A 21361-nucleotide genomic window follows, 5' to 3' on the forward strand; every position below is an offset into this window, starting at 1 on the left:
CAAAAACCAAGTGTGTATGAAAAAGCAAGTCACTTATGTATTGGCATCCTTTTTATTATTAGGAGCTGTATTAACAGGGTGTAAAAAAGATGATAAAGCGCCTGAAAATGAGGAAGAGCTGATCACAACTGTAAAACTTACTTTTATAGAAGTAGGAAATTCCAGTAATACCACCACTTTTACATTTAAAGATGCAGATGGTCCAGGCGGTGCAGCACCAAGCTTGAACCAGCAAATTAATCTGGCACCCAATAAGCAATACAACTGTACAATTTCTGTGCTGGATGAGAGTAAGACGCCTACAGAAGACATTACTGCAGAAATTATTGCTGAAGCCAATGATCATCAGTTTTATTTTGCACCCAATGGTGTAAATATTACCATCAATGGACTGAATAACGATCCACTGGGTCGTCCGCTGGGAGTTACCAGTGTATGGACAACAGGTGCTGCTGGTGCTGCTGGTACTGTAAAAGTTACCTTAAAGCATAAGCCAGGAGCTAAAGGCTCTAATGATGCCGTAACCGTTGGTGAAACAGATATAGAGATCGATTTTGCTGCACGTGTGCAATAAACTTTCTCATGTGCGTTGATCATATTAGCGCATACCCGGTAAATGGTATTTTCTAATGCGTATTACCGGGCTTTTTTGCCTTCTATCCCTGTTCCGGACCTAAATCCTGAGCAGGGATTTTTTAAGATGACCCCCTTTTTAAGCAATACTTAAAACAGTTTTGTTCTTCCACATCTATGCTTTAAAAACGCCAGACTTCTTTATTCCTTATTTCATGTTCCTTATTCCGTATTTTTATGTATGGAAATCAATCTAAATACACCTGCCCTTTTATTTCCTGCCATTAGCCTTATCATGCTGGCTTATACCAACCGTTTTCTGTCTTTATCCAATAGAATCCGCAGCCTGCATGATAAATACCAGAGTCATGAACAGAAACATATCATTCACGGGCAAATAAAAAACCTTCGGTATCGCCTGAAGCTGATTAAAAACATGCAGGCATTGGGTGTGATTACTTTTCTGGGGTGTATTATCTGTATGTACCTTATTTATACACAGTTCATGATGGTGGCCAATATTGTTTTTGCCATAAGTCTTATATGCTTTGCTGCATCTTTGTTTCTTTCACTTATTGAAATACAACTCAGTACCAAAGCACTCGAGCTCGAACTCAGTGACATTGAAGGATTGGAAGATCCTTCCGTTATTGAATATTTCCGTAAGAAATTTGGACGGGACTGAAGTAACAGAAGAATAAGAAATAAGGAATATGAAATCCGAAAGGGGAAAAAATATACTTTCTCTGTTCCTTATTCCTTATTTCTCTGTTTTTAAGCGATACCTGACAACGTTTTTCTCTCTCCTATCTGCTGTCTCCACATAGCATAATACAATCCTTTTTCGTTAAGCAGGCTTTGGTGATTACCGGTTTCTACTACCTGTCCTTTTTCCAATACATAAATTCTGTCGGCATGCATGATGGTACTGAGGCGGTGTGCAATCATCACGGTAATCTGTTCCTTCTCATCTGATATATGTCGGATTGTATTGGTAATTTCTTCTTCCGTAATACTGTCCAATGCCGAAGTGGCCTCATCGAATATCAGTAGATGCGGATGACGTAATAAGGCACGTGCAATAGAGAGTCGTTGTTTTTCACCGCCGCTTAATTTAAGTCCGCCTTCACCAATCATGGTATCCAGACCCTTTTCTGCTCTGGATAAAAGATTGTCGCAACTGGCTTTATGCAGGGCTTCCAGCAGATCTGCATCTGTTGCTTCGGGGTGAACAAAGCTCAGGTTCTCACGAATGGTGCCCGCAAAAAGTTGCGTGTCTTGGGTAACAAAACCAATCTGGTTACGCAGTTCATCAAAATTCATATCAGCACCATTCACCTTATTATAGTAAATATGCCCTTCCTGCGGACGGTATAAGCCTACCAGTAATTTCACCAATGTACTCTTACCAGAACCCGATGGACCTACAAAAGCAATGGTTTCGCCTTTTTTAACGTCAAACGAAATGCCGTCGAGTGCACGGTATTGGGCGGTCTGGTGTTTAAAGACAACCTCATTAAATTCCAGTTTTTCAATTAAGCCTACCTGCTGTGGATGCTCGGGCCGTGGCTCTACTTTTTTCTCCATCAGGTTATGGAAATTATTGAGAGAAGCTTCTGCTTCCCGATAGCTCATGATAATACTGCCGATTTCCTGTAAGGGTCCAAAAATGAAGAAACTGTAAAACTGAAGCGATATGAGCTGACCAACCGTTAATACATCCCGATAAATGAGCCACATAAGTGTAAACGTAATTACCTGACGTAAAAAGTTTACCATGGTGCCCTGTATAAAGCTGAGGGAGCGGATGCTCTTTACTTTTTTTAATTCAAGCCCGAGAATTTTGTAGGTATTTGTATTCAGCCGCTTTACTTCCTGATCGGTTAGGCCAAGACTTTTTACCAGCTCAATGTTGCGTAAGCTTTCTGTAGTAGATCCTGCCAGTGAAGTGGTTTCCTTAACAATGGTTTTTTGAATGACTTTAATTTTTTTACTGAGCAGGTTGGTAACAAACGCAATGAGTGCGGCACCGCCCAGAAAAATGGGTATGATAGACCAGTGCAATTTGGTAGCATAAATAGATACAAATACAACACTCACGATGATACCAAACAAGACATTGATTACATAACCGATGAACTTTTCGGTATCAGACCTTACTTTAGTCAAAATCGATAATGTTTCACCACTGCGCTGGTCCTCAAATTCCTGATAAGGTAGCCGCATGGAGTGTCTGAGACCGTCGGTAAATATTTTGGCACCAAATTTCTGGATGATAACGTTTACGGTATAGTCCTGAAAAGCCTTGGCAATCCGGCTTACCATGGCAGTACCCACCAGTAACAGGAGCATGGTCATAATGCCATTGATAAACTGACTTTCTGTACGAAAGCTGCCATCTGTATTGGTTTTTGGGTGGTTGGCGAACTGGTCAATCAGTTTACCAAAGATCATGGGGTCAAATAAAGAGAAGGTCTGGTTAATGCCCGCAAGCACCAAAGCCAATACTACCAGCCATTTATAGGGTTTCAGATAATACAAGAGAATCTTCATGGAAATGATTTGAGGGTAATAGACTGTCAATTTCCGTACAATTTTTGAAAAAGTGACAAAATGCCGGGAAAGGGCATTTTGTGAGTAGTGAGTAGTCAGTAGTGAGTAATAGGTGTTTCTACTCACTACTGACTACTCATTGCTCACTATCCACATCTGTTAATAATAAGAAATTATTAAGCCGTTGGATGGTACCAGATTATTGGTAACTTACAAAAACCTTCCTCATATGCGTTGGAGAAAATTTAACGGCGAACAGATCCAGTTGCCCATTAAAGAAGCGGTGGCAGAAGCCATCAAACGCGAAACGGCACAGGGCATTAAACTCAAAGTATGTATTGGCACCGACAGCCAGGTAAAAGGCGATGATACCGAGTTTGCTACGGTTATCGTTTTTCTGCGCGAGCACAGTGGTGGTTTTATGTACATACACAATGAGAAAACCAAACAGAAATACCACATTAAGGAAAGAATGCTGGTAGAAGTAGCTAAGAGTATTGAAATAGCATACGAACTATGCGACCTGTTTATTGAACATCAGGTTGATATGGAAGTACATGCCGATATCAATACCAATCCTCAGTTTAAAAGCAACGATGCTTTAAGAGAAGCCATGGGGTATATACTCGGTATGGGCTTTGCCTTTAAAGCCAAACCGGAAGCTTTTGCAAGTAGTTGTTGTGCTGATAAAGTCGTGAACTGATTCCTGTAAATATTTCTGCTTTGTTCCGTAGCAGTAATTTACTGTTAGGGCATACGCATCTCTGATATGAAAACGCTATGATGATTTTGCATCCAGATTATTTCCCTCAATAAAAGCCAGCATTTCTTCCCTGCCCAGTTTTTTTTCTGCACTGGTTATAAAATGTCGGGGCAAAAATTGCCAGGTAGTTTTCAGCGTATCAAAAAATGCTTTGATATTTCTTTCTACCACAGCGGGCTTTTCTTTGTCTGTTTTGGTGAATACCAAAGAAAAAACAACACCCCATTTGTCTAACTGACTGATAAATTCAAGATCGTTTTTTTGCGGACCGTGGCGGCTGTCGATTAATACAAATACCTGTGTAAGGTTTTCTCTTTTGCGGAAATAACCTTCAATCATCTGTTCCCATCTTCTACGATCGCTTTGTGACCGTTTGGCATAACCATAACCGGGTAAATCAACCAGGTACCATTTATCCAATGGCCCTTTTTGTCCGGAACTACTCTCAATTACAAAATGATTGATCAATTGGGTTTTACCGGGTGTTGCCGATGTTTTGGCCAGACTTCTTTGCCCGGTAAGCATATTGATTAACGATGACTTACCTACATTACTCCTTCCGATGAATGCATATTCAGGATAATCTGCTTTTGGGCATTTATCAAAACTGGGACTGGATACTAAATAAGCGGCTTTCCTGATTTCCATCTCGCAAAAATAGCTAAAATTACATGGGTAGCTTTTATGGGTTGTCACCAGTGAATAAAAGACTCCCTTTCTCCTCTTCTCTGTTTGCAATGTTTCGCAGAAAGTATGACACTGGAATGCGAGATTTTTGTTGCAGGGAGAATGGGAGAAGGGGAGTTTTTTAGTGTAGTTAATTAAAAAGAGATCCGCATACTGGCTATCAGGTTGGAGCCAGCGGCCACTACGCCTGATGAATAAGGACGGTAACGTTGATTGGTTATGTTTTCCCATCCCAGTTGTGCACTGATATTAGTTGTAAAACGGTAAGCCGCTTTCAGATTGAGTGTATACCAGGCCGGAGAATAGGGTTTGCCATTTGGGTCAACAGCATAAATAGCTGTTTTGGCCTGCTCACTGGGGGCAAGGTCCTTATTGGCAATCTCGCTGTTGTAGTCGGCTAAGAATTGAAGGCTCCATCCTTTGTGCTCATAATTGAGTTGTGTTGAGCCAAAGAAAGGAGGCGCATGACGAAGGGGTACCTGCTCATTTTTTATATCGTCTGTTTCTTCTCCCTTAATCCAGTTCAATTTTGTTTGCCAGTTGAATGATGGATGGATATACAATTGCCACCCGGTTTGAATACCCCATACTTTGGCCCTTGCCACATTCTGTATGGCTTCTACACGGCTAAGTGTACCATCGTACATAATATTTGACTGTCCGTTAAACTGGTAAGGTCTTCTTGTAAGAGCGTTGTGTAACCATGAATAAAACAGATTGAAATAAAAACTGAACTGCTGTGAGCGATTGTATTGAACACCCCATTCTGCATTCCAGGCGTATTCAGGCCTTAGGTTTACATTGGGTACCACCACCACACCCGGGGCACTTTCAAACACTTTACCTATATCGTCGATATTAGGCATTCTGAAGCCGGATGAAATCACACCACTCATTTGCCATGTTTCAGACATACGATATACCAAACCTGAGCTAACAGTTATATTACCTGCATTCAATGAAGTATTGGTAAATGGAAATTTGAAAAAACTGGTATCAAATGTAGCTTTCATTGAATTATGGTTATAGCGTAAGCCAGCTGATAAACTAAGGTTGGTTTTCAGTTTATTTTTATAACTCACATATGCTGCCAGTGAACTCCATGTTGACCCATCCGGATAACGGGAAGCTACCTTGGTAATAGTACCATTACCGATATGCTGGTTGATACCTGCAGACCCTATTTTATTGTATATAAACTCAGCTCCGTAAAAAAGTTCCTGCTTTTCATTGAGTTGTTTCTGCAGGTCAAGATTTATGGCGGTTGCCGCCACCGTTTCAGTTTGTGTGCGACGGTTATTATTCGCCCTTCTTCTGTCGATTCGGCTTTCTTCATAGTCCTGATACGATACCGTTAATCTGGCCTGAGAATATATCCCCTTTGCTTTTTTATGCTGCACCTGCAGGTGATGCATCATCCAGTCTTGCGGACCATAGTTCCATTCGGCAAAGCGCAGGCTACCACCAGCATACTCAATCAACCTGTCGTAACGGGGAATATTCGAAGTGGTCGAATAATGAAAGCCGTATTGCAAGTCCCAGTTTTCAGCAGGTTTGTACCTGAGTTTCGAAATAAAATTTCGTTGCTGATAACCGGTGAAACGTTGTACACGTGGATCAGGATTGGTGAATACAGAATCGATATTACCTATACGCTGTACATGTTGTGTACGAAGATAACCTGTCTGTCCTCCGTTTGTACCCATTTTCAGATCACCAAAATCGCTGTAGGTGAAACTATTCAGCAAGGACAGTTTTTTTCCTGTGATATTGATGTCAGCATGAATTGTTTTTTCATTATTGGCAGTTGAATAACGGGTACTGGCATTTCCGGATATCAATACTTTTTTTCCGTTGCTGAATTTAGGAGTGAGGGTATGAAAATCCATCACACCACCAATGGCATCGCTACCATATAAGATGGAACCCGGTCCGAAAATAACTTCAGCGTCTTCCAGTGCCATGGGGTCTAGTGATATAACATTTTGTATGTTGCCACTTCGATAGATGGCATTGTTCATTCTTACTCCGTCTACCACAATCAAAACCCTGTTGGTAGCAAAGCCTCTGATCATAGGGCTTCCGCCTCCCTGCTGACTTTTCTGGATAAAGATTTCTCCTGTGGTACCGAGTAAATCGGCCATGGTTTGTGGATTTCTTAAGCGGGTTTGCTTCAGGTTGATTTTTGTTATTCTGTTTGGAATTTCATTTAGTTTTTGCTCCCATTTATTATAAGATACAACTACTTCATCGAGTTCTTTACCCGATACAATGCTATCTTTTATCTGTTGGGCATGTATAGTCTGGTTGAATAGCAGGCATGATAATATAATACATGCCCATGCTATGTATAAACGCATAGTTTTCTGTTTGAAATTGTAAAGTAAAGAGCCGCCTTTTAGTTTAAAGAATACGGCTTACAAGGTAAAATCAGCTGTTAAATAGAAAATGCTTAGGTGGGGGTGCAATGATGCCCGGATGAAATTGCGAAGCCATCGTTTCCAGGTATCCGCTATGCGTATTGTAAAAAGTATAGATTCTATGAATGGTGAACTGACTAAAATTGAGGTGATCAATCATAAAACAGGCAGCATATTCAATCAGCAGAGGAGAGTGTTGGCTCTCCTCTGTGGTTTTATCCAGTAATGCATATAACTCCTGTTCCTGATGGTCGAATAAACCTTTTACGATATAAGATCCATCCGGTTGAAGAGAAATAGAACTCACATCGAATAGTTTACCATTTACGATGATTTCTTTGTCTTCTTCATACCATTTCAGTTGTGTTACCCTTATGGTACTTAGTTCTTTTTGTTTGAATACTTTTTTTATCTCAGCATGTATACTTTGTTCCTGTATATAAAATAGCAGGGAGCTTATTAGTGGAAATGCCACTAATAAGAGTAAACTCAGTGCAATTAATTTTCTTGCAATCAACAAAATCAGTTCTTTTTTCTTACCAGGCTGTCGATCGGGTAATGTGCTTTCATGGTATCTATTACAGATTGAGCCCAGCCGGTAAGAGCAACACGTTCATCCTCGGTGAGTTTTGCATCGCCATGTACCCATGTATATGAATTGAGTGGCATTTCTTTTTCCTTTACCTGTTCTATCACTTCCTCCATTTTATGGTATTGTTTTCTCAGGCTGTAAGTACTGTATTCATCAAAGTTGAGGTGTTTTTTTCCGTCTTTAATATGATCATCCAGCCACCAACTTACGGGTTGTACAGAAGCATACCATGGATATACGGTATTATTGGTGTGGCAATCGTTACAGGCTTTGGTAAGAATCGTATTCACTTCAGCCGGAACAGTGTACAGCGTACTTACATGTTTACTTTTATCAGTCGACACATTTTTGGCCGGTCGCACAAACTGTATGGCTACAAAAGCAATCAGTAAAAGGAGCAGGATTCTTTTAAGGATTTTCATGTTATAAGGGTTGTTTAAGGTATTAAATTAACACATTTCCTGTCATTTCTTTGGGAATGGGTAAACCCATAACGGTTAAGATGGTAGGGGCCAGATCACCCAGCTTACCTGATTGAATCGTTCCTTTCCAGTCTTTGTCAATAATAAAGAAAGGAACAGGATTCAATGTATGGGCCGTGTTCGGGCTTCCATCTTCATTAATCATAAAATCTGCATTCCCATGGTCTGCTGTGAGGAAGATGGTATATCCATTAGAGAGGCCGGCAGTTACCACTCTGTTTACACAGGCGTCAACAGTTTCAGCGGCTTTAATTGCAGCACTGAAAACACCGGTATGTCCTACCATATCGGTATTGGCATAATTGAGGCATATAAAATCAGTAGTACCTGCTTCAATCTCAGGAATCAGGTTGTCGGTTATTTCAACTGCACTCATTTCTGGTTGCAGATCATAAGTGGCAACTTTTGGAGAAGGCACCATGATTCTTTTTTCTCCCTTATAGGGCTCTTCCCTTCCACCGCTGAAAAAGAAAGTAACGTGCGGATATTTTTCTGTTTCAGCAATGCGTATCTGCGTTTTACCATTAGCTTCCAATACTTCTCCTAATGTATTGGTAAGGTTATCGTTTTCAAAAATTACCTGAACGTTTTTAAATTTATGATCATACAGTGTCATAGTTGTATAATGCAGGTTCAACGGCTGCATATGAAACTCAGGGAATGATTGCTGTGTCAGTACTTCCGTAATTTCGCGGCAACGGTCGGTTCTGAAGTTGAAACAAATAACGGCGTCACCTTCCTGGATGCTGGCCACTGGTTGGCCGTTTTCCTTTGTAATGACGGTTGGTAAAATAAATTCATCTGTGGTACCTGCTTCATAAGCTTTTTCAATAGCTGTAACAGCATTCGAAGCTGTTGGTCCTTGTGCATGTACCAGACAGTCATAAGCCAGTTTTACCCTTTCCCAACGTTTGTCTCTGTCCATGGCATAATATCGTCCGCTGACTGTGGCAATGGTGCCTGCTGAATTTTTGAGGTGTGTCTCCAGTTCGCTGACAAAACCCAGTCCACTTTTCGGATCGGTATCACGTCCGTCTGTAAATACATGGATAAAAACATGCAAAAGTCCTTTCTCTTTACAAAGATCACAAATAGCTTTCAGGTGGTTGATATGTGAATGCACGCCACCATCACTCACCAGTCCGATAAGGTGTAAAGCTTTGTTATTATTCTTTGCATAATCAAGTGATGCATTAAATTGAGCATTACCTGCCAGTTCCCCTGATTTAACAGCTACATTGATGCGTTGTAGTTCCTGGTATACAATTCTGCCTGCACCGAGGTTAAGATGCCCAACTTCACTGTTACCCATTTGTCCTTCCGGTAATCCAACATCTTCCCCACAGGTAATGAGGGTTGTATTGGGGTATTGCTGATACAGTGAACTTACAAAGGGAACTTTTGCCTGTTGTATGGCATCTGCAGTGGATATTTTACCCAGTCCCCAACCATCCATGATAACCAAAATGACTTTCTTATTCATATGATAAAATAATATTGTGTATTAATTGCTGATTAGATTGTAACTTTATGGTAACACCTTATTATCCCAAAGTTGGCATGTTTTTGGGACATATAAAGGGAGAAAGCAAAATAAAGTATATGAAATCATTTTTTTTAACCCTCGGATTGGCATTTGCACTGATGTCATTTACATTCCAGGCACCTACAGACGCTATTGTGCGATCGTTAAAATCTGCGAGCTCGGAACAGGTGGCTTCCCATTTTGATGATTTTGTAGACATGAAGTTGCTGGAAAAAGATGAGGTACGGAATATGGGTAGAAATCAGGCTGCTCTTACACTCAAAAATTTCTTTGCCGAAAAAAATATCAAAGGGTTTGAAAAAATTTCAGAACGAGAGATCGGAAGCACTATGTATATGACAGGTAAATTGCTAAATAACGATAAGGGGTTTAATATTACAGTAATGCTGAAACAAAATGGTGGTCAATACAAGATTGTAACCCTTCGAATTAACTAATCGGTCTTTATTTACATATTTGTTACCTGCATCTTATTCCATAGATTCTTCATTTCCTGAATTTTCTTCCTTTAGTTTTGTGCCATGAATACATTTGATCAGCAATTACATGTTCTGGTACAATCTGCTTTACAGGAAGATATTGGTGATGGCGATCATTCAACATTAAGTTGTATTCCACCCGATAAGCAAGGTAAAGCTGTACTCAAAATAAAACAGGATGGTATATTGGCTGGTCTGGCCGTTGCGGAAAAAATATTCCATCTGCAGGATCCCGGAGCTGTTTTTCAATCTTTCAAGCAAGACGGCGACCCGATGCATGAAGGGGAGAAAGCTTTTGAGGTAATTACTTCCATTCATACCATACTTTCATGTGAGCGACTGGTATTGAATTGTATGCAGCGAATGAGTGGTATAGCTACACTCACAAAAAAATATACCGATCTGCTGAAAGGCTATCATACCAGATTGCTGGATACCCGCAAAACAACCCCCAATTTTCGTTTGCTGGAGAAAGAAGCGGTAAGAATCGGAGGAGGTATTAATCATAGATTTGGTTTATATGATATGATCATGTTGAAAGACAATCATATTGATTATGCCGGCGGTATTGTACGGGCTATTGAAAAAGCACACGCTTATCTCCAGGAAAAAGCATTATCCTTATTAATAGAAGTAGAAACGAGAAACCTCGACGATGTAGCACTGGTTTGCTCAATGGGAAAAGGTAAAGTGTTTCGTGTAATGCTGGACAACTTTTCGCCTGAAAAAGTAGCCGAAGCTGTTCGTTTAATTGACGGGCAATTTGAAACGGAAGCCAGTGGTGGAATTAACCTGAACACCATACAATCATATGCTGCTACAGGTGTTGATTTTGTAAGTGTGGGTGGACTCATTCACCAGGCTCAAAGCCTTGACTTAAGTTTAAAAGCAGTGATAACTGATTAACCCCTTAATTGGAATTTTTCTACCTTTCCTTTATCTTGCTTCTACGTTGTACCCCGGCGTTTATAATGATATGAGAAAATGCATTTTTCTTTTTTCTATTTTCTTCAGTTTACACTCAGCTGATGCACAAACTGCAAAAGCAGATTCATTGATTCGCTTGCTTGGGGCTATGAAAAAAGATACCCAGTATGTGCGTCTTCTCAACCTTATATCGGAAGAACTATCTGATAAAATTGCTGAAAAATCGCTTGAGTTCGCCAGTCAGGGTCTTGAACTTTCCGATCAGTTAAGATTTCCCAAAGGCAAAGGAATGTCGCTCAATAATATTAGCTGGGCCTATTATCGCAAAGGTGATTATTCAAAAGGATTCGACTTTGCGTTACAGGCATTGCATATTAATGATTCAATAGCCAGTTTACCACAATTAGCTATCTCATATAGAAATGTAGGCGCTATTTATAATTCACAGGCGAAGTACAGAGAGTCGATGGATTATTTCAGAAAAGAAATGCATATTCATCAACAGTTAAATAACCAATTAGGTATTGGTCGTAGCCTGAATAATATCTCTTTTTCCGCTCACAGAGGTAAGTTCAAGGACTCGGCTTTGATATATGCATATAAGGCACTGCAGCATAATTCAAAGCTGGGTGATAAATACCTGATTGCTTTTTGCCTGCGTACGCTGGGAGATATTTATATGGACGATGGTGACACAGATCGATCAATTGATTACTTTTCTGCATCTGTTGCTGCCGCCAGGGTGGCTAAGAGTAATTTCATCATTGAAACATCACTATATCGACTGGGTAAAGCGTATCAACAAAAAAAACAGTGGGGAAAGTCAATTCCTTATTTTGAAGAAGCTGCAAAAATTGCGGAAGAACTGGGTGCAAAGGGCGAGCAGTCTACTATTTACAAACTATTGTCGCAATCCTATAATGCATTGGGGGATTATAAAAATGCCTACCGTACACAATCTATCCATGTAGCACTTAACGATACATTATTTGAAGAAAGAAGCAGAGCACGTCTGGCGCAAATGCAGGTAAGTTTTGAAACAGAAAAAAAGCAGGCCGAGATTAATCTGTTAAAAAAAGAAGACGAAATACAAAAAGCTAAGATCAGTGATCAGCGATTGTATAGCATTCTTTTATTAATAGTTGTAGGATTGGTTCTCGCACTTTGGTTGGTGTCATGGAGGCGAAATCAGTTTAAACAACTCGTGAATAAACAACTTAGACAGCAGAAAGAAGCATTGGAGCAGGCGTCTTATCAAAAAGACAAAATATTTTCCATTCTTTCCCATGACTTGCGTACACCTATTTCTTCATTAAGCAATGTTTTACATCTTGTAGAACAACAAAGCTTATCTGAGGATGCTTTTGCTAAAATAAGAGCCGCGCTCAATAAACAAATCAGTTCTTTAAATACTACACTTGATAACCTGCTTTTATGGTCGAAAAACCAGATGGAAGGTATTACTGATATTAGCGCAACAGAAGTGCAGGTTTATGATATTGCAGAAAATAACCGACATCTTTTGATGACAGCTGCTTCTCAGAAAAAAATTGCGATCAACAACGATATTCCTTTATCGGTAAGATTGTATGCAGATATACATCACCTGGATATTATGCTCAGAAATCTTTTGTTGAATGCAGTGAAGTTTACAGGCGAAGGGGGGGAGGTCAATATAAGATTTAGTGAAACACCTGATACCGGTACTATTTCTGTAGCAGATACAGGAATCGGAATGACCGCCGAGCAGTTAAATAAGTTATTCAAAATCAATACACATTTTACTACAGCAGGTACCAAAAATGAAAAGGGTGCCGGTTTGGGTTTGCTCCTTTGCAAAGAATTTGTAGAGGCTAATAAAGGCTCTATCTCCGTTAGTAGTGAAGTGGGAATTGGATCAGTGTTTTCCGTTACTTTGCCAAAACAAAAGAATGGCTAAAAAAAATACTTCAGATAAAAACGGCTTTGTATTCAGTACTGATCCGGATTTCAGGTTTGAGCCAGACGATACGGAAGAAGTAGCAACATTACCCCCCGCTCAGCAGCAGCTTCGCATTTTACTGGATAAAAAACAACGTGCGGGTAAAGCTGTTACATTGGTTACCGGTTTTGTAGGAAAAGAAGATGACCTGGATAAACTGGGTAAGCTACTTAAAAATTTCTGTGGTACCGGTGGTTCAGTGAAAGATGGAGAAGCCCTTGTTCAGGGTGATCAGCGAGACAAGGTGTTGCAGTGGCTGCTGAAGAATGGGTATGCGAAAAGCAGAAAGCTGTAAGAACCAAGAAATAAGGAAATCAAAGATTTCAAAATGGTACACTACTTTCTCTGTTTCATATTCCATATTTCTTATTTCTCGGTTTCAAATCCTACCTTACGGTGTGTGCCATCGCAGTAGGGTTTGTTGGCAGATTGGCCGCAACGGCAGAGTGCGGTAGTACCCTGTTTGGTTTCTTTGCTTCCGTCACCGTGTGTGATTACACAATCTGTTGTGATTAAAATCGGTCCATTCTTCTTTATCTCTATATTCAAAATACTTGCCTGCACTGCTGTTTCTATTTCGGCGGTCACCTCTTTCTCGCCTTCGGCATTCAGATAATAACTCAAGGCGCCACTCGGACATTTTTTTACCTGTTCTATGATGGCTTCTGTGGTGGATGCTTCCATATTAATCCAGGGACGTTTCGCAGGATCAAAAACTTCACGCAACTGTGTCCAGCAAATACGGCTATGTATGCAAGTGTCAGGCTTCCAGACAACCGTTACTTCATTATTGGTGTATTTGAAGGTGGATTTGGGCATGGGGTAATTTTAAAAGTAAGATACGGATTTATGAAAAGTCAAAAATCGAAAATTTGAAAATTTGAAAATTTGAAAATTTGAAAATTTGAAAGAAATTTTGTGAATCTGGGAAGATAAACTTAAAGCCAGTCTTTTTTTGACTTTTTAATTTTATTAATAGTCAATCTCCAGTTTCAGTCTGTCTTTCAGTTCTTTTACAAGCGGGTATTGTTCTGCGATACGTTCAAATTTTTGTTTGCTGTTCAGGCGCATATGAACCGGGACTTCCTCTTTTTCAGTGGCATCAACCAATATGTTGAACACAATGGCTCTGTTGTTAAATGCCGTTTGAATAAAGTCGATCAGCATCATTCTTTCCTGCTCTACAAATTTTTGGGCTGTTAATGCAGGTACACTTACTGTAAAATGGATGTCATCTTCAATCTGAAGACGCGCCATTTTAAAAGTACCTGCAGATGAATGCTTTTGTTGTTGCTCAAGTTTTATGGCATATTCATTCCAGCAGTGCGTAAGCTTATCTATATTTAATACTTCCGCTTCTTTTACTTCTTCAATAGCATATTGGTCACCTACTTTCTCACGCAGAGCGTCTAATAATGATTTTTTAGTGCCGTTATTACCTTGGCTGCTGGCCATGGATGGGCTCACCGTTTTTACCTGCGCTGGAGGAGGAGGTTTTACAGGGATTGAAGAAACGGGAGGGGGCGTAACGTTTTTTTTCTCCTCAATATATAATTTGGATGGTGGGTTTTCAGGAGTCGTTTTTACCTGTATGGATGGAACCGATCTGGTACGAAAAGCTATCGGTCCGTCAAGTCGTTTTTTTTTAACAACCTGACCATTGTCCATAGAAAGTTCAATCGCCTGCTGAAGAAAATTCAGTTTAATGATCGAGAGTTCCACATGCAGGCGTTTGTTCCTTGCCATTTTATACTGGATCTCAGCTTCATTCAGAATATTTAATGCGCTCACCAGGTATGACATGCTGATAGCGGCAGCTGTTTGAATATATTTATCCTGCAGCCCTTCTACCACATCCAGTAAAGCAGCAGATTTTGGATCCTTGCAAACAAGCAGATTGCGTATAAATTCAGCAAAACCATTCAATACCAGATCGCCCTCAAATCCTTTTCGGTTGATTTCATCAAACAATAACATAGCAGCGGCCATATCCTGTTGCTGCAGTGATGATAATAACCTGAAATAATAGTCTTCATCAAGAATATTGAGATGTTCAAGTGTATTCTGATAAGTTACGGTACCATTGGTAAAACTTACAATTTTATCAAGTATGCTCAACGAATCACGCATACAACCTTCGCTCTTTTGGGCGATTACCTGAAGGGCCGCTTTTTCTGCGTTAATAGCTTCTTTTTCAACAATTTCCTGAAGGTGTTCTACCGTATCATTATTGGTAATACGCTTAAAATCGAAAATCTGGCATCGGCTCAGGATCGTGGGTAATATTTTATGCTTTTCGGTGGTCGCCAGTATAAAAATAGCATAAGAAGGTGGCTCTTCCAGTGTTTTCAGAAAAGCGTTAAAGGCACTGGTACTGAGCATATGTACCTCATCCACAATATATACTTTGTATTTGCCTGCCTGTGGAGCAAAACGAACCTGCTCAACGAGAGAGCGGATGTCTTCAACTGAGTTATTGCTGGCAGCATCCAGTTCATGGATATTCAGGGAAGTGCCACTTTCAAAGGAAACACAGCTATTACAAGTGTTACAGGCTTCGCCTTCAGGAGTTGGATTTGTACAATTAATTGTTTTGGCCAATATGCGGGCACAGGTTGTTTTACCCACACCACGAGGACCACAAAACAAAAAAGCATGTGCCAGTTGATTATTTTTAATGGCATTTTTGAGTGTGGTAGTGATATGAGACTGCCCTACCACTGTGTTGAAATTCTGTGGTCTGTACTTACGCGCCGAAACAATGAATTTATTATCCATATCAGTGGTGCAATATAAAGATAAGCTGTGAGCTTCGGGTTATGAGCTTCGAGCTTATAGCAGAATGTGCAAAATTATCATTTATACAAATAATCTCATAGCTCTCAGCTCAAAGCTATTTATACTCCATTTCCGGATGCCTTTCAAAGCCCTTAGTTCTATCGAAGAGATAGCGGAAAGTAACCATCCGGCGACTTTGTACTCCGCCCAGGCTTTTGTAGATATTAAGCATTTTGGGGTTCCAGTCGCCGGCCCAGCCCATTTCGTATTCATAATACCATCCTCTATTCTGAATCAGCAGGGCACATTCATTAATCATAAAGCTGTCGATACCCAATGCCTGGTATTTCGGTACTACGCCAAATGCAAGACCTGTAAGACGCTTACAGGCACCTGTTTTTTTCATCCATAAAAGATGAAGCTTTTGCCAGAGGCCGAATTTGCCGTTAAAATGTTTGAAGTACTGATTGATATCGGGGATATTAATGAACATGGCAATGGGTTCTTCCTTATAATAGGCAAACCAAACAACCCTTTCGTCCATGATGGGTTTCATGGTGTTGAACAATTTGATAACCTGTTCTTTCGTAATCTCTTTGTTCTCCCCATGCTGGGCCCATGCGGCATTATAAACAGTAGCAAAATCACCTGCATATTTTTCCAGCTCCGATAATTTAGCATGTCTTGCTTCATAACCGGGTTTGGCTTTAAACTTCGCATGCCGTTCAGCAAACCGGGGTGGCAAAGGATCGTCTACTTTCATGGAATAGTAATACTGATTATAGTAGTTCTGGAAGCCGTAATTCGTAAATAAGGCTTCATAATAATCAGGGTTAAACGACATGCCGTACATCGGCTCTCTGTCAAATCCTTCCACCATCAGCCCCCACCATTTATCACGGTCACCATAATTAATCGGGCCATCCATGGCTTCCATTCCCTGTTCAGTCAGCCATTGCCTGGCTGTATCAAATAAGAGATTGGCAGTAGCCTGATCATTGATGCAATCAAAAAAACCAATACCACCGGTTGCAAAATCAGTTCCCTTATTAATGTATTTACTACTGGTAAAAGCAGCAATTCTACCAACAGTTTCGCCTTCATCAGTGGTTACGATCCATCGCTTGGCAGTTCCATATTTAAACTGTTTGTTTTTTTCAGGATTGAATACATCATTTACTTCATTGTCTAATGGGCGTATATAAGACGGATTGTGGCGGTTGAGTGCCGCACTTACTTCCAGAAACGATGTGGTGGTTGCGCTATCAGTAACCTCAATCAAATGCATGGTCAGGCTGTTTGTACAAATGTAAGAAAGTCCGTCCTTCCTCGATAAGTCGATGTTAGAATGATGGGGTACCGAAAGTCCGCAAGTCGGGAAGTTCGAAAGAAGAGTTACAATCTGACAAAGTTCTCTCGGACTTTCGGTCTTCCTGACTTTCCGACTTTATCTAAATAATTTTACGGCCATTTTCTCATCGTGTTTATAGATATCTTTTCTGAAATTCAGCTGCCCGTTCTGATCCACCCAGGCAGTGAAATAAACGATGAAAACAGGGATGGATTTTTTCAGAGGCACCCATTTTTCTTTTTTCAGGTGCATGGCGCTGTCTATTTTTTGGGAAGTCCAGCTGCTATCGGTTCTCAAAAGATATTGGGCCAGTTTTTTAGGTTCGCCTACACGGATACAACCATGACTGAAACTTCTGCTGCTTTGTGAAAAAAGATTCCGATTGGGTGTATCGTGAAAATAAATGTTGTAATTATTTGGGAAAAGAAATTTTACAAGTCCAAGTGAATTAGCTCCTCCTGGGTTTTGTCTGATAACAGGAACGGTACCAGACTTTACAATTTCCATATTATGTTTTGCAAGATAATTGGGATTCTTTTTAATACCGGGTAATATTTCGCCACGAACAATGCTTTCTGGAACGTTCCAATATGGACTGAATACGATGTATTGCAATTTGTCGTTAAAAATAACAGTACTGTTGGCAGATGTGCCCACAATGACATTGATATTAAACTGAAGTTTACCACTATCATAAACATGCATCATAAATTCAGGAATGTTGACCAGAATATAGTTGGTGTCTTTTTCTGGCGGCATCCAGCGTAGTCGTTCAAGATTTATCAGTATCTGACGCAGACGTTGTTTCATAGGAACATTTAATTCTGCAATCATTTTATTGCCAATAATGCCATCTACGGTAAGCCCCATTCTTTGCTGGTATTTTTTGGTGGCCAATACAAGGGTTGTGTCAAAGGTAGGAGAGCCGTCGTTAGAAGAAAGATCGCCTAATAATTCAAGGTGTTTTTTTATAGTCACGATTACCTCGGCCGAGTCTCCTTTTCTCAGAGATTTCGGTAGAGCCGGGATGGAATCGAAGCCGGTCTCCTTGCTGAGCCGGCTATATTTTTGCACGAATTCCTGTAAGCGTCTATACTGGCTATTCTGTGGGGCATAGGCTTCGGCAGACTTATATAGTATGGCAGAATCCAGTAAAGCGTGCACATCTATTTTTTTTCTGGGAATAAACCATCCAAGTTCAGATGCATCAATATCGCTTCCTTTATACACTTTGGCGGCATATTGAAAAAATTGTCCGGTTAACAAAAGTTCTGTTTCCAATACCTGAGATTCAGCAGGTTTTCTCTTTGGGTTGTTTTGCTGAATGCTTTGTAACAATGAATCGAGTAAAGGATTATAAATACTACTGTCCGAAAAACTGGTAATATAATTTTGTTGAAGATTATTGAAATTGAGCGCCTGTTCTGCTAACCCTGTTGAATCGAACCACGCATAGGCATAATTTCGGTCTTTATAAAAATCATGAAATTGCGCTGTGAAATTTTCATATTGAGAATGGTTCTTCAGGAAAGCAGATAGTCTGGTACTATCAAAAAAAAGATTATTGAATGAGGTAACAGCAGTTATGCTTGTGTCACGGATTACTGGTTTTCTGCTTTTGCCATTTTTGCAGGAAGCATATAGTAGTGCCAGGCATATAGAAGAAATAATCAGCGCTTTACTCATGTTATGAATATACGAAAGAGGTGGGATAAAAAATACCACTGTGGTTGCAGAAAAAACAGAAATATTTGTACTCTTTTATGTCTTCAGTGGTATTCTGATCATATTGAAAGAAGTGTGGCCCCAACAATTCCAGCAGTCTCTGTTCTTAACCTGGTATTGCCTAATGAAACGGGCTCAAAACGGTTATCAAGGGCCGATGCAATTTCCTGAGAAGTGAAATCACCTTCCGGGCCAATTAAAAGGAGGCAGCTGTTTTCAGTTTTGATATCAGCTAATGATGTTTTTCGGTTTTCCTCGCAATGTGCAATCAGTTTTTGTGTTTGCATGGCACCTGATACACATGTAGCGAATTTTATGGGTTTATGTAAAACGGGTAGCCAACTCTGTTGGCTTTGTAACATGGCGGCAATCAGGATCTGCTGCATACGATCGGAACGAAACCGATGGTGTTCGGTTCTTGAGCAGATAAGGGGTATGATTTCTGAAACACCAATTTCAGTTGCTTTTTCCAGGAACCATTCAAAACGACTGGCATTTTTCAACAATGAAATGGCAATACTGATCTTTTTTTCAGGTACGGGAACAATGGTTTCTTTTTCAATAATAACAGTGCAATGTCTTTTATCTTCCTGTGCAATACTTGCGGTGTACAAGCTGCCTTTTCCATTGGTAAGTTCAAGCGCTTCTCCCGATTTCATTCTCAATACCTGAATGCAATGCTTGCTTGTTTCCTCACTCAGCTGGAAATGGCTGGAAGTAAAAGATACTGATGGTTCAAAGAAATAAGGTAACGGCATAGTTCTACAAATACTTTCTTATTACTGATTTCCCTTGGGTAATCCTTCGGTAAACTCAGGAGAGCACTCAGGGCAAGCTTATTCCTTATTTCTTATTTAAAATGGCGCGTCATTATCCGTGTCAAATCCTTCATCAAAATCGCCGCCATTCATTTTACTGCCTTTCTGTATAAAAAGTTTGCCACCATCATCGGCTGCCGAACCACCACCCGTTGGTAATGTGCCAGGTGCGATGGGCTTCCAGCTACCACCGCCAAAACCACTACCATCACTTTCCCATTCTTCAAATTTCTGAATTTCGAGTTTGGCCCGCAGCTTCACTGTTTCAAGAGAACCGTTACGGTGTTTGGCAATTCGTATATGGGTTTCGCCATGAGTACTTTCTCCCATTTCATTGTTCATTACCTCATAGTATTCCGGACGGTAAATGAACATAACCATATCAGCATCCTGTTCAATGGCACCCGATTCACGAAGGTCACTCAACTGTGGCATTTTACTTTCCTTACGTGTTTCCACCGCACGACTCAACTGGCTCAGTGCAATTATGGGAATGCCCAATTCTTTGGCAAGTGCTTTGAGGTTTCTTGAGATATTACTGATTTCCTGTTCACGGTTGTTGTTACGATCACCGCTACCACTCATTAACTGCAGGTAGTCGATGATGATGATGCCTACATTGTGTTTATTTACCAGACGACGTGCTTTGGCCCTGAATTCAAAAATGTTCAATGCGGCAGTATCATCAATATAAATAGGAGCTGTTTCTAATTTTTTGATACCCTTGCTGTGGAGTTGCTGGTACTCATAATCTTCCAGTTTTCCTCGGCTGATTTTTTCCATCTTAATCTCACTCTCTGCACTCAGTATACGCTGTACCAGCTGTGCGGCACTCATTTCAAGTGAGAAGAAACCAACAGGAATAGGTTTGGTTGGGTGAAGAGCTGCGTTACGGGCCAGATTTAATGCAAAAGCGGTTTTACCTACAGACGGACGTGCTGCCAGGATAATAAGATCTGTGGGCTGCCATCCGTATGTAATACGGTCGAGTGTAGCAAAACCACTGGGTACACCCGAAATATCTTCTGTTTTGGTACGTAATTCATCAATACGGTTAATCGTTTTGGCAAGTACGTTTCCGATATCTTCAAAATTCTTTTTGAGGTAATTGTTGGTGATGTTAAACATCTTGGTCTCACTGTCATCCAGTAAGTCGAATACATCGGTACTGTCTTCATAGGCATCACCAATAATTTCACCGCTGATGCGGATAAGCTCTCGCTGAATAAATTTTTGCAACACGATACGGGCATGTGCATCAATATTTGCGGTAGAAACTACAGCATTGGTGAGTTTGGTAACATAATATGGACCACCTACCAGGTCTAATTGCTCACGCATTTTCAATTCTTCAACCACAGTAAGGATATCGATGGGCATACTTTTCTGCTGAAGTCCCTGCATGGCCCTGAAGATGAGCTGGTGTGCTTCAACATAGAAGCACTCCGGCTTTACAATTTCCGTAACGGTATCAAATGCACTTTTTTCCAGCATGATGGCACCCAGTACAGCTTCTTCCAGTTCTTTGGCCTGAGGAGGTACTTTGCCATACACCATGGTGCTGAGATCGATGGCGGGTTTTCTTCTTTTTCGGTCTTTATTCAGGCTGGTCAGATCCATCTTTGTAGCAATTCTTTAATTGGTTGTTAGTAAGAACCTATCCGTATCCTCAGTGGCTGTTCCATG

General features: G+C 40.4%; 19 protein-coding genes. 7 read left to right on the forward strand and 12 right to left on the reverse strand.

Annotation, left to right across the window (positions count from 1 at the left end):
• The first annotated feature begins 16 nt into the window (after window positions 1-16).
• Complete coding sequence (locus tag BC659_RS09815) at window positions 17-574, forward strand: hypothetical protein (protein ID WP_133474584.1); 558 nt, start codon at window positions 17-19, stop codon at window positions 572-574.
• Window positions 575-814: 240 nt separating this feature from the next.
• Window positions 815-1258 (forward strand): DUF2721 domain-containing protein, encoded by a 444-nt coding sequence (locus BC659_RS09820; protein WP_133474585.1) that lies wholly within the window; start codon window positions 815-817, stop codon window positions 1256-1258.
• Between the two features lie 89 nt (window positions 1259-1347).
• Here the strand turns inward: BC659_RS09820 and BC659_RS09825 are convergent, their stop codons facing one another.
• Window positions 1348-3126, reverse strand: a complete 1779-nt coding sequence (locus BC659_RS09825; RefSeq protein WP_133474586.1) for an ABC transporter ATP-binding protein — start codon at window positions 3124-3126, stop codon at window positions 1348-1350.
• A 229-nt stretch (window positions 3127-3355) separates the two neighbouring features.
• On the opposite strand from BC659_RS09825, the gene BC659_RS09830 reads away from it, so the two are divergent.
• Complete coding sequence (locus tag BC659_RS09830; protein WP_133474587.1) at window positions 3356-3829, forward strand: ribonuclease H-like YkuK family protein; 474 nt, start codon at window positions 3356-3358, stop codon at window positions 3827-3829.
• A gap of 75 nt (window positions 3830-3904) precedes the next feature.
• Here the strand turns inward: BC659_RS09830 and yihA are convergent, their stop codons facing one another.
• From yihA to gpmI, 5 genes are all read right to left on the reverse strand, one after another.
• Window positions 3905-4537, reverse strand: a complete 633-nt coding sequence (gene yihA / locus BC659_RS09835; protein ID WP_133474588.1) for a ribosome biogenesis GTP-binding protein YihA/YsxC — start codon at window positions 4535-4537, stop codon at window positions 3905-3907.
• Window positions 4538-4710: 173 nt separating this feature from the next.
• Window positions 4711-6936, reverse strand: a complete 2226-nt coding sequence (locus tag BC659_RS09840) for a TonB-dependent receptor plug domain-containing protein (RefSeq protein WP_133474589.1) — start codon at window positions 6934-6936, stop codon at window positions 4711-4713.
• Between the two features lie 70 nt (window positions 6937-7006).
• Window positions 7007-7516, reverse strand: a complete 510-nt coding sequence (locus tag BC659_RS09845; RefSeq protein ID WP_133474590.1) for a hypothetical protein — start codon at window positions 7514-7516, stop codon at window positions 7007-7009.
• Window positions 7517-7518: 2 nt separating this feature from the next.
• Window positions 7519-8010, reverse strand: coding sequence for a heme-binding domain-containing protein (locus tag BC659_RS09850; protein ID WP_211340763.1), 492 nt, complete (start codon window positions 8008-8010; stop codon window positions 7519-7521).
• Between the two features lie 22 nt (window positions 8011-8032).
• Window positions 8033-9553, reverse strand: a complete 1521-nt coding sequence (gpmI, locus tag BC659_RS09855) for a 2,3-bisphosphoglycerate-independent phosphoglycerate mutase (protein WP_133474591.1) — start codon at window positions 9551-9553, stop codon at window positions 8033-8035.
• Between the two features lie 119 nt (window positions 9554-9672).
• Between gpmI and BC659_RS09860 the strand changes: the two genes are divergently transcribed.
• The 4 genes from BC659_RS09860 (at window position 9673) to BC659_RS09875 (ending at window position 13298) form a co-directional block, all read left to right on the forward strand.
• Complete coding sequence (locus tag BC659_RS09860) at window positions 9673-10053, forward strand: DUF4783 domain-containing protein (protein WP_162847405.1); 381 nt, start codon at window positions 9673-9675, stop codon at window positions 10051-10053.
• 84 nt (window positions 10054-10137) lie between these two features.
• Window positions 10138-11001: a carboxylating nicotinate-nucleotide diphosphorylase gene (nadC, locus tag BC659_RS09865; RefSeq protein WP_133474593.1), complete on the forward strand. Its 864-nt coding sequence runs from the start codon at window positions 10138-10140 to the stop codon at window positions 10999-11001.
• 70 nt (window positions 11002-11071) lie between these two features.
• A complete protein-coding gene (locus tag BC659_RS09870; RefSeq protein WP_133474594.1) occupies window positions 11072-12961 on the forward strand; it encodes a tetratricopeptide repeat-containing sensor histidine kinase in 1890 nt (629 codons plus the stop codon).
• Entirely contained in the window at window positions 12954-13298 is a 345-nt protein-coding gene (locus BC659_RS09875) for a translation initiation factor (RefSeq protein WP_133474595.1), read from the forward strand. The genes BC659_RS09870 and BC659_RS09875 overlap by 8 nt, the downstream gene beginning before the upstream one ends.
• 71 nt (window positions 13299-13369) lie before the next feature.
• Here the strand turns inward: BC659_RS09875 and BC659_RS09880 are convergent, their stop codons facing one another.
• The 6 genes from BC659_RS09880 to dnaB all read right to left on the reverse strand — a co-directional run bounded on the left by BC659_RS09880 (window position 13370) and on the right by dnaB (window position 21295).
• Window positions 13370-13822 (reverse strand): (4Fe-4S)-binding protein, encoded by a 453-nt coding sequence (locus tag BC659_RS09880; protein WP_133474596.1) that lies wholly within the window; start codon window positions 13820-13822, stop codon window positions 13370-13372.
• A 153-nt stretch (window positions 13823-13975) separates the two neighbouring features.
• Complete coding sequence (locus BC659_RS09885; protein WP_133474597.1) at window positions 13976-15781, reverse strand: DNA polymerase III subunit gamma/tau; 1806 nt, start codon at window positions 15779-15781, stop codon at window positions 13976-13978.
• 115 nt (window positions 15782-15896) lie between these two features.
• On the reverse strand, window positions 15897-17069 hold the full coding sequence (locus BC659_RS09890; protein WP_133474598.1) for a hypothetical protein: 1173 nt from the start codon (window positions 17067-17069) through the stop codon (window positions 15897-15899).
• Between the two features lie 159 nt (window positions 17070-17228).
• Entirely contained in the window at window positions 17229-18818 is a 1590-nt protein-coding gene (locus BC659_RS09895) for a L,D-transpeptidase family protein (protein ID WP_133474599.1), read from the reverse strand.
• A gap of 98 nt (window positions 18819-18916) precedes the next feature.
• The gene (locus BC659_RS09900) at window positions 18917-19615 is read right to left on the reverse strand and encodes an RsmE family RNA methyltransferase (protein ID WP_133474600.1); all 699 of its coding nucleotides are present in this window, start codon (window positions 19613-19615) and stop codon (window positions 18917-18919) included.
• A 96-nt stretch (window positions 19616-19711) separates the two neighbouring features.
• Complete coding sequence (gene dnaB, locus BC659_RS09905) at window positions 19712-21295, reverse strand: replicative DNA helicase (RefSeq protein WP_133474601.1); 1584 nt, start codon at window positions 21293-21295, stop codon at window positions 19712-19714.
• Between the last annotated feature and the right edge of the window lie 66 nt (window positions 21296-21361).

Source organism: Sediminibacterium goheungense (genome assembly GCF_004361915.1).
GTDB classification, from domain to species: domain Bacteria; phylum Bacteroidota; class Bacteroidia; order Chitinophagales; family Chitinophagaceae; genus Sediminibacterium; species Sediminibacterium goheungense.

Excerpts from the sequence above, each read along its gene's own strand:
- BC659_RS09850 (WP_211340763.1), bottom strand. The coding sequence starts at position 8,010 with ATGAAAATCCTTAAAAGAATCCTGCTCCTTTTACTGATTGCTTTTGTA.
- nadC (WP_133474593.1), top strand. The coding sequence starts at position 10,138 with ATGAATACATTTGATCAGCAATTACATGTTCTGGTACAATCTGCTTTA.
- BC659_RS09895 (WP_133474599.1), bottom strand. The coding sequence starts at position 18,818 with ATGAGTAAAGCGCTGATTATTTCTTCTATATGCCTGGCACTACTATAT.
- BC659_RS09860 (WP_162847405.1), top strand. The coding sequence starts at position 9,673 with ATGAAATCATTTTTTTTAACCCTCGGATTGGCATTTGCACTGATGTCA.
- BC659_RS09840 (WP_133474589.1), bottom strand. The coding sequence starts at position 6,936 with ATGCGTTTATACATAGCATGGGCATGTATTATATTATCATGCCTGCTA.
- BC659_RS09870 (WP_133474594.1), top strand. The coding sequence starts at position 11,072 with ATGAGAAAATGCATTTTTCTTTTTTCTATTTTCTTCAGTTTACACTCA.
- gpmI (WP_133474591.1), bottom strand. The coding sequence starts at position 9,553 with ATGAATAAGAAAGTCATTTTGGTTATCATGGATGGTTGGGGACTGGGT.
- BC659_RS09830 (WP_133474587.1), top strand. The coding sequence starts at position 3,356 with ATGCGTTGGAGAAAATTTAACGGCGAACAGATCCAGTTGCCCATTAAA.
- BC659_RS09820 (WP_133474585.1), top strand. The coding sequence starts at position 815 with ATGGAAATCAATCTAAATACACCTGCCCTTTTATTTCCTGCCATTAGC.
- dnaB (WP_133474601.1), bottom strand. The coding sequence starts at position 21,295 with ATGGATCTGACCAGCCTGAATAAAGACCGAAAAAGAAGAAAACCCGCC.
- BC659_RS09825 (WP_133474586.1), bottom strand. The coding sequence starts at position 3,126 with ATGAAGATTCTCTTGTATTATCTGAAACCCTATAAATGGCTGGTAGTA.
- BC659_RS09880 (WP_133474596.1), bottom strand. The coding sequence starts at position 13,822 with ATGCCCAAATCCACCTTCAAATACACCAATAATGAAGTAACGGTTGTC.
- BC659_RS09815 (WP_133474584.1), top strand. The coding sequence starts at position 17 with ATGAAAAAGCAAGTCACTTATGTATTGGCATCCTTTTTATTATTAGGA.
- yihA (WP_133474588.1), bottom strand. The coding sequence starts at position 4,537 with ATGGAAATCAGGAAAGCCGCTTATTTAGTATCCAGTCCCAGTTTTGAT.
- BC659_RS09885 (WP_133474597.1), bottom strand. The coding sequence starts at position 15,781 with ATGGATAATAAATTCATTGTTTCGGCGCGTAAGTACAGACCACAGAAT.
- BC659_RS09875 (WP_133474595.1), top strand. The coding sequence starts at position 12,954 with ATGGCTAAAAAAAATACTTCAGATAAAAACGGCTTTGTATTCAGTACT.
- BC659_RS09900 (WP_133474600.1), bottom strand. The coding sequence starts at position 19,615 with ATGCCGTTACCTTATTTCTTTGAACCATCAGTATCTTTTACTTCCAGC.
- BC659_RS09890 (WP_133474598.1), bottom strand. The coding sequence starts at position 17,069 with ATGCATTTGATTGAGGTTACTGATAGCGCAACCACCACATCGTTTCTG.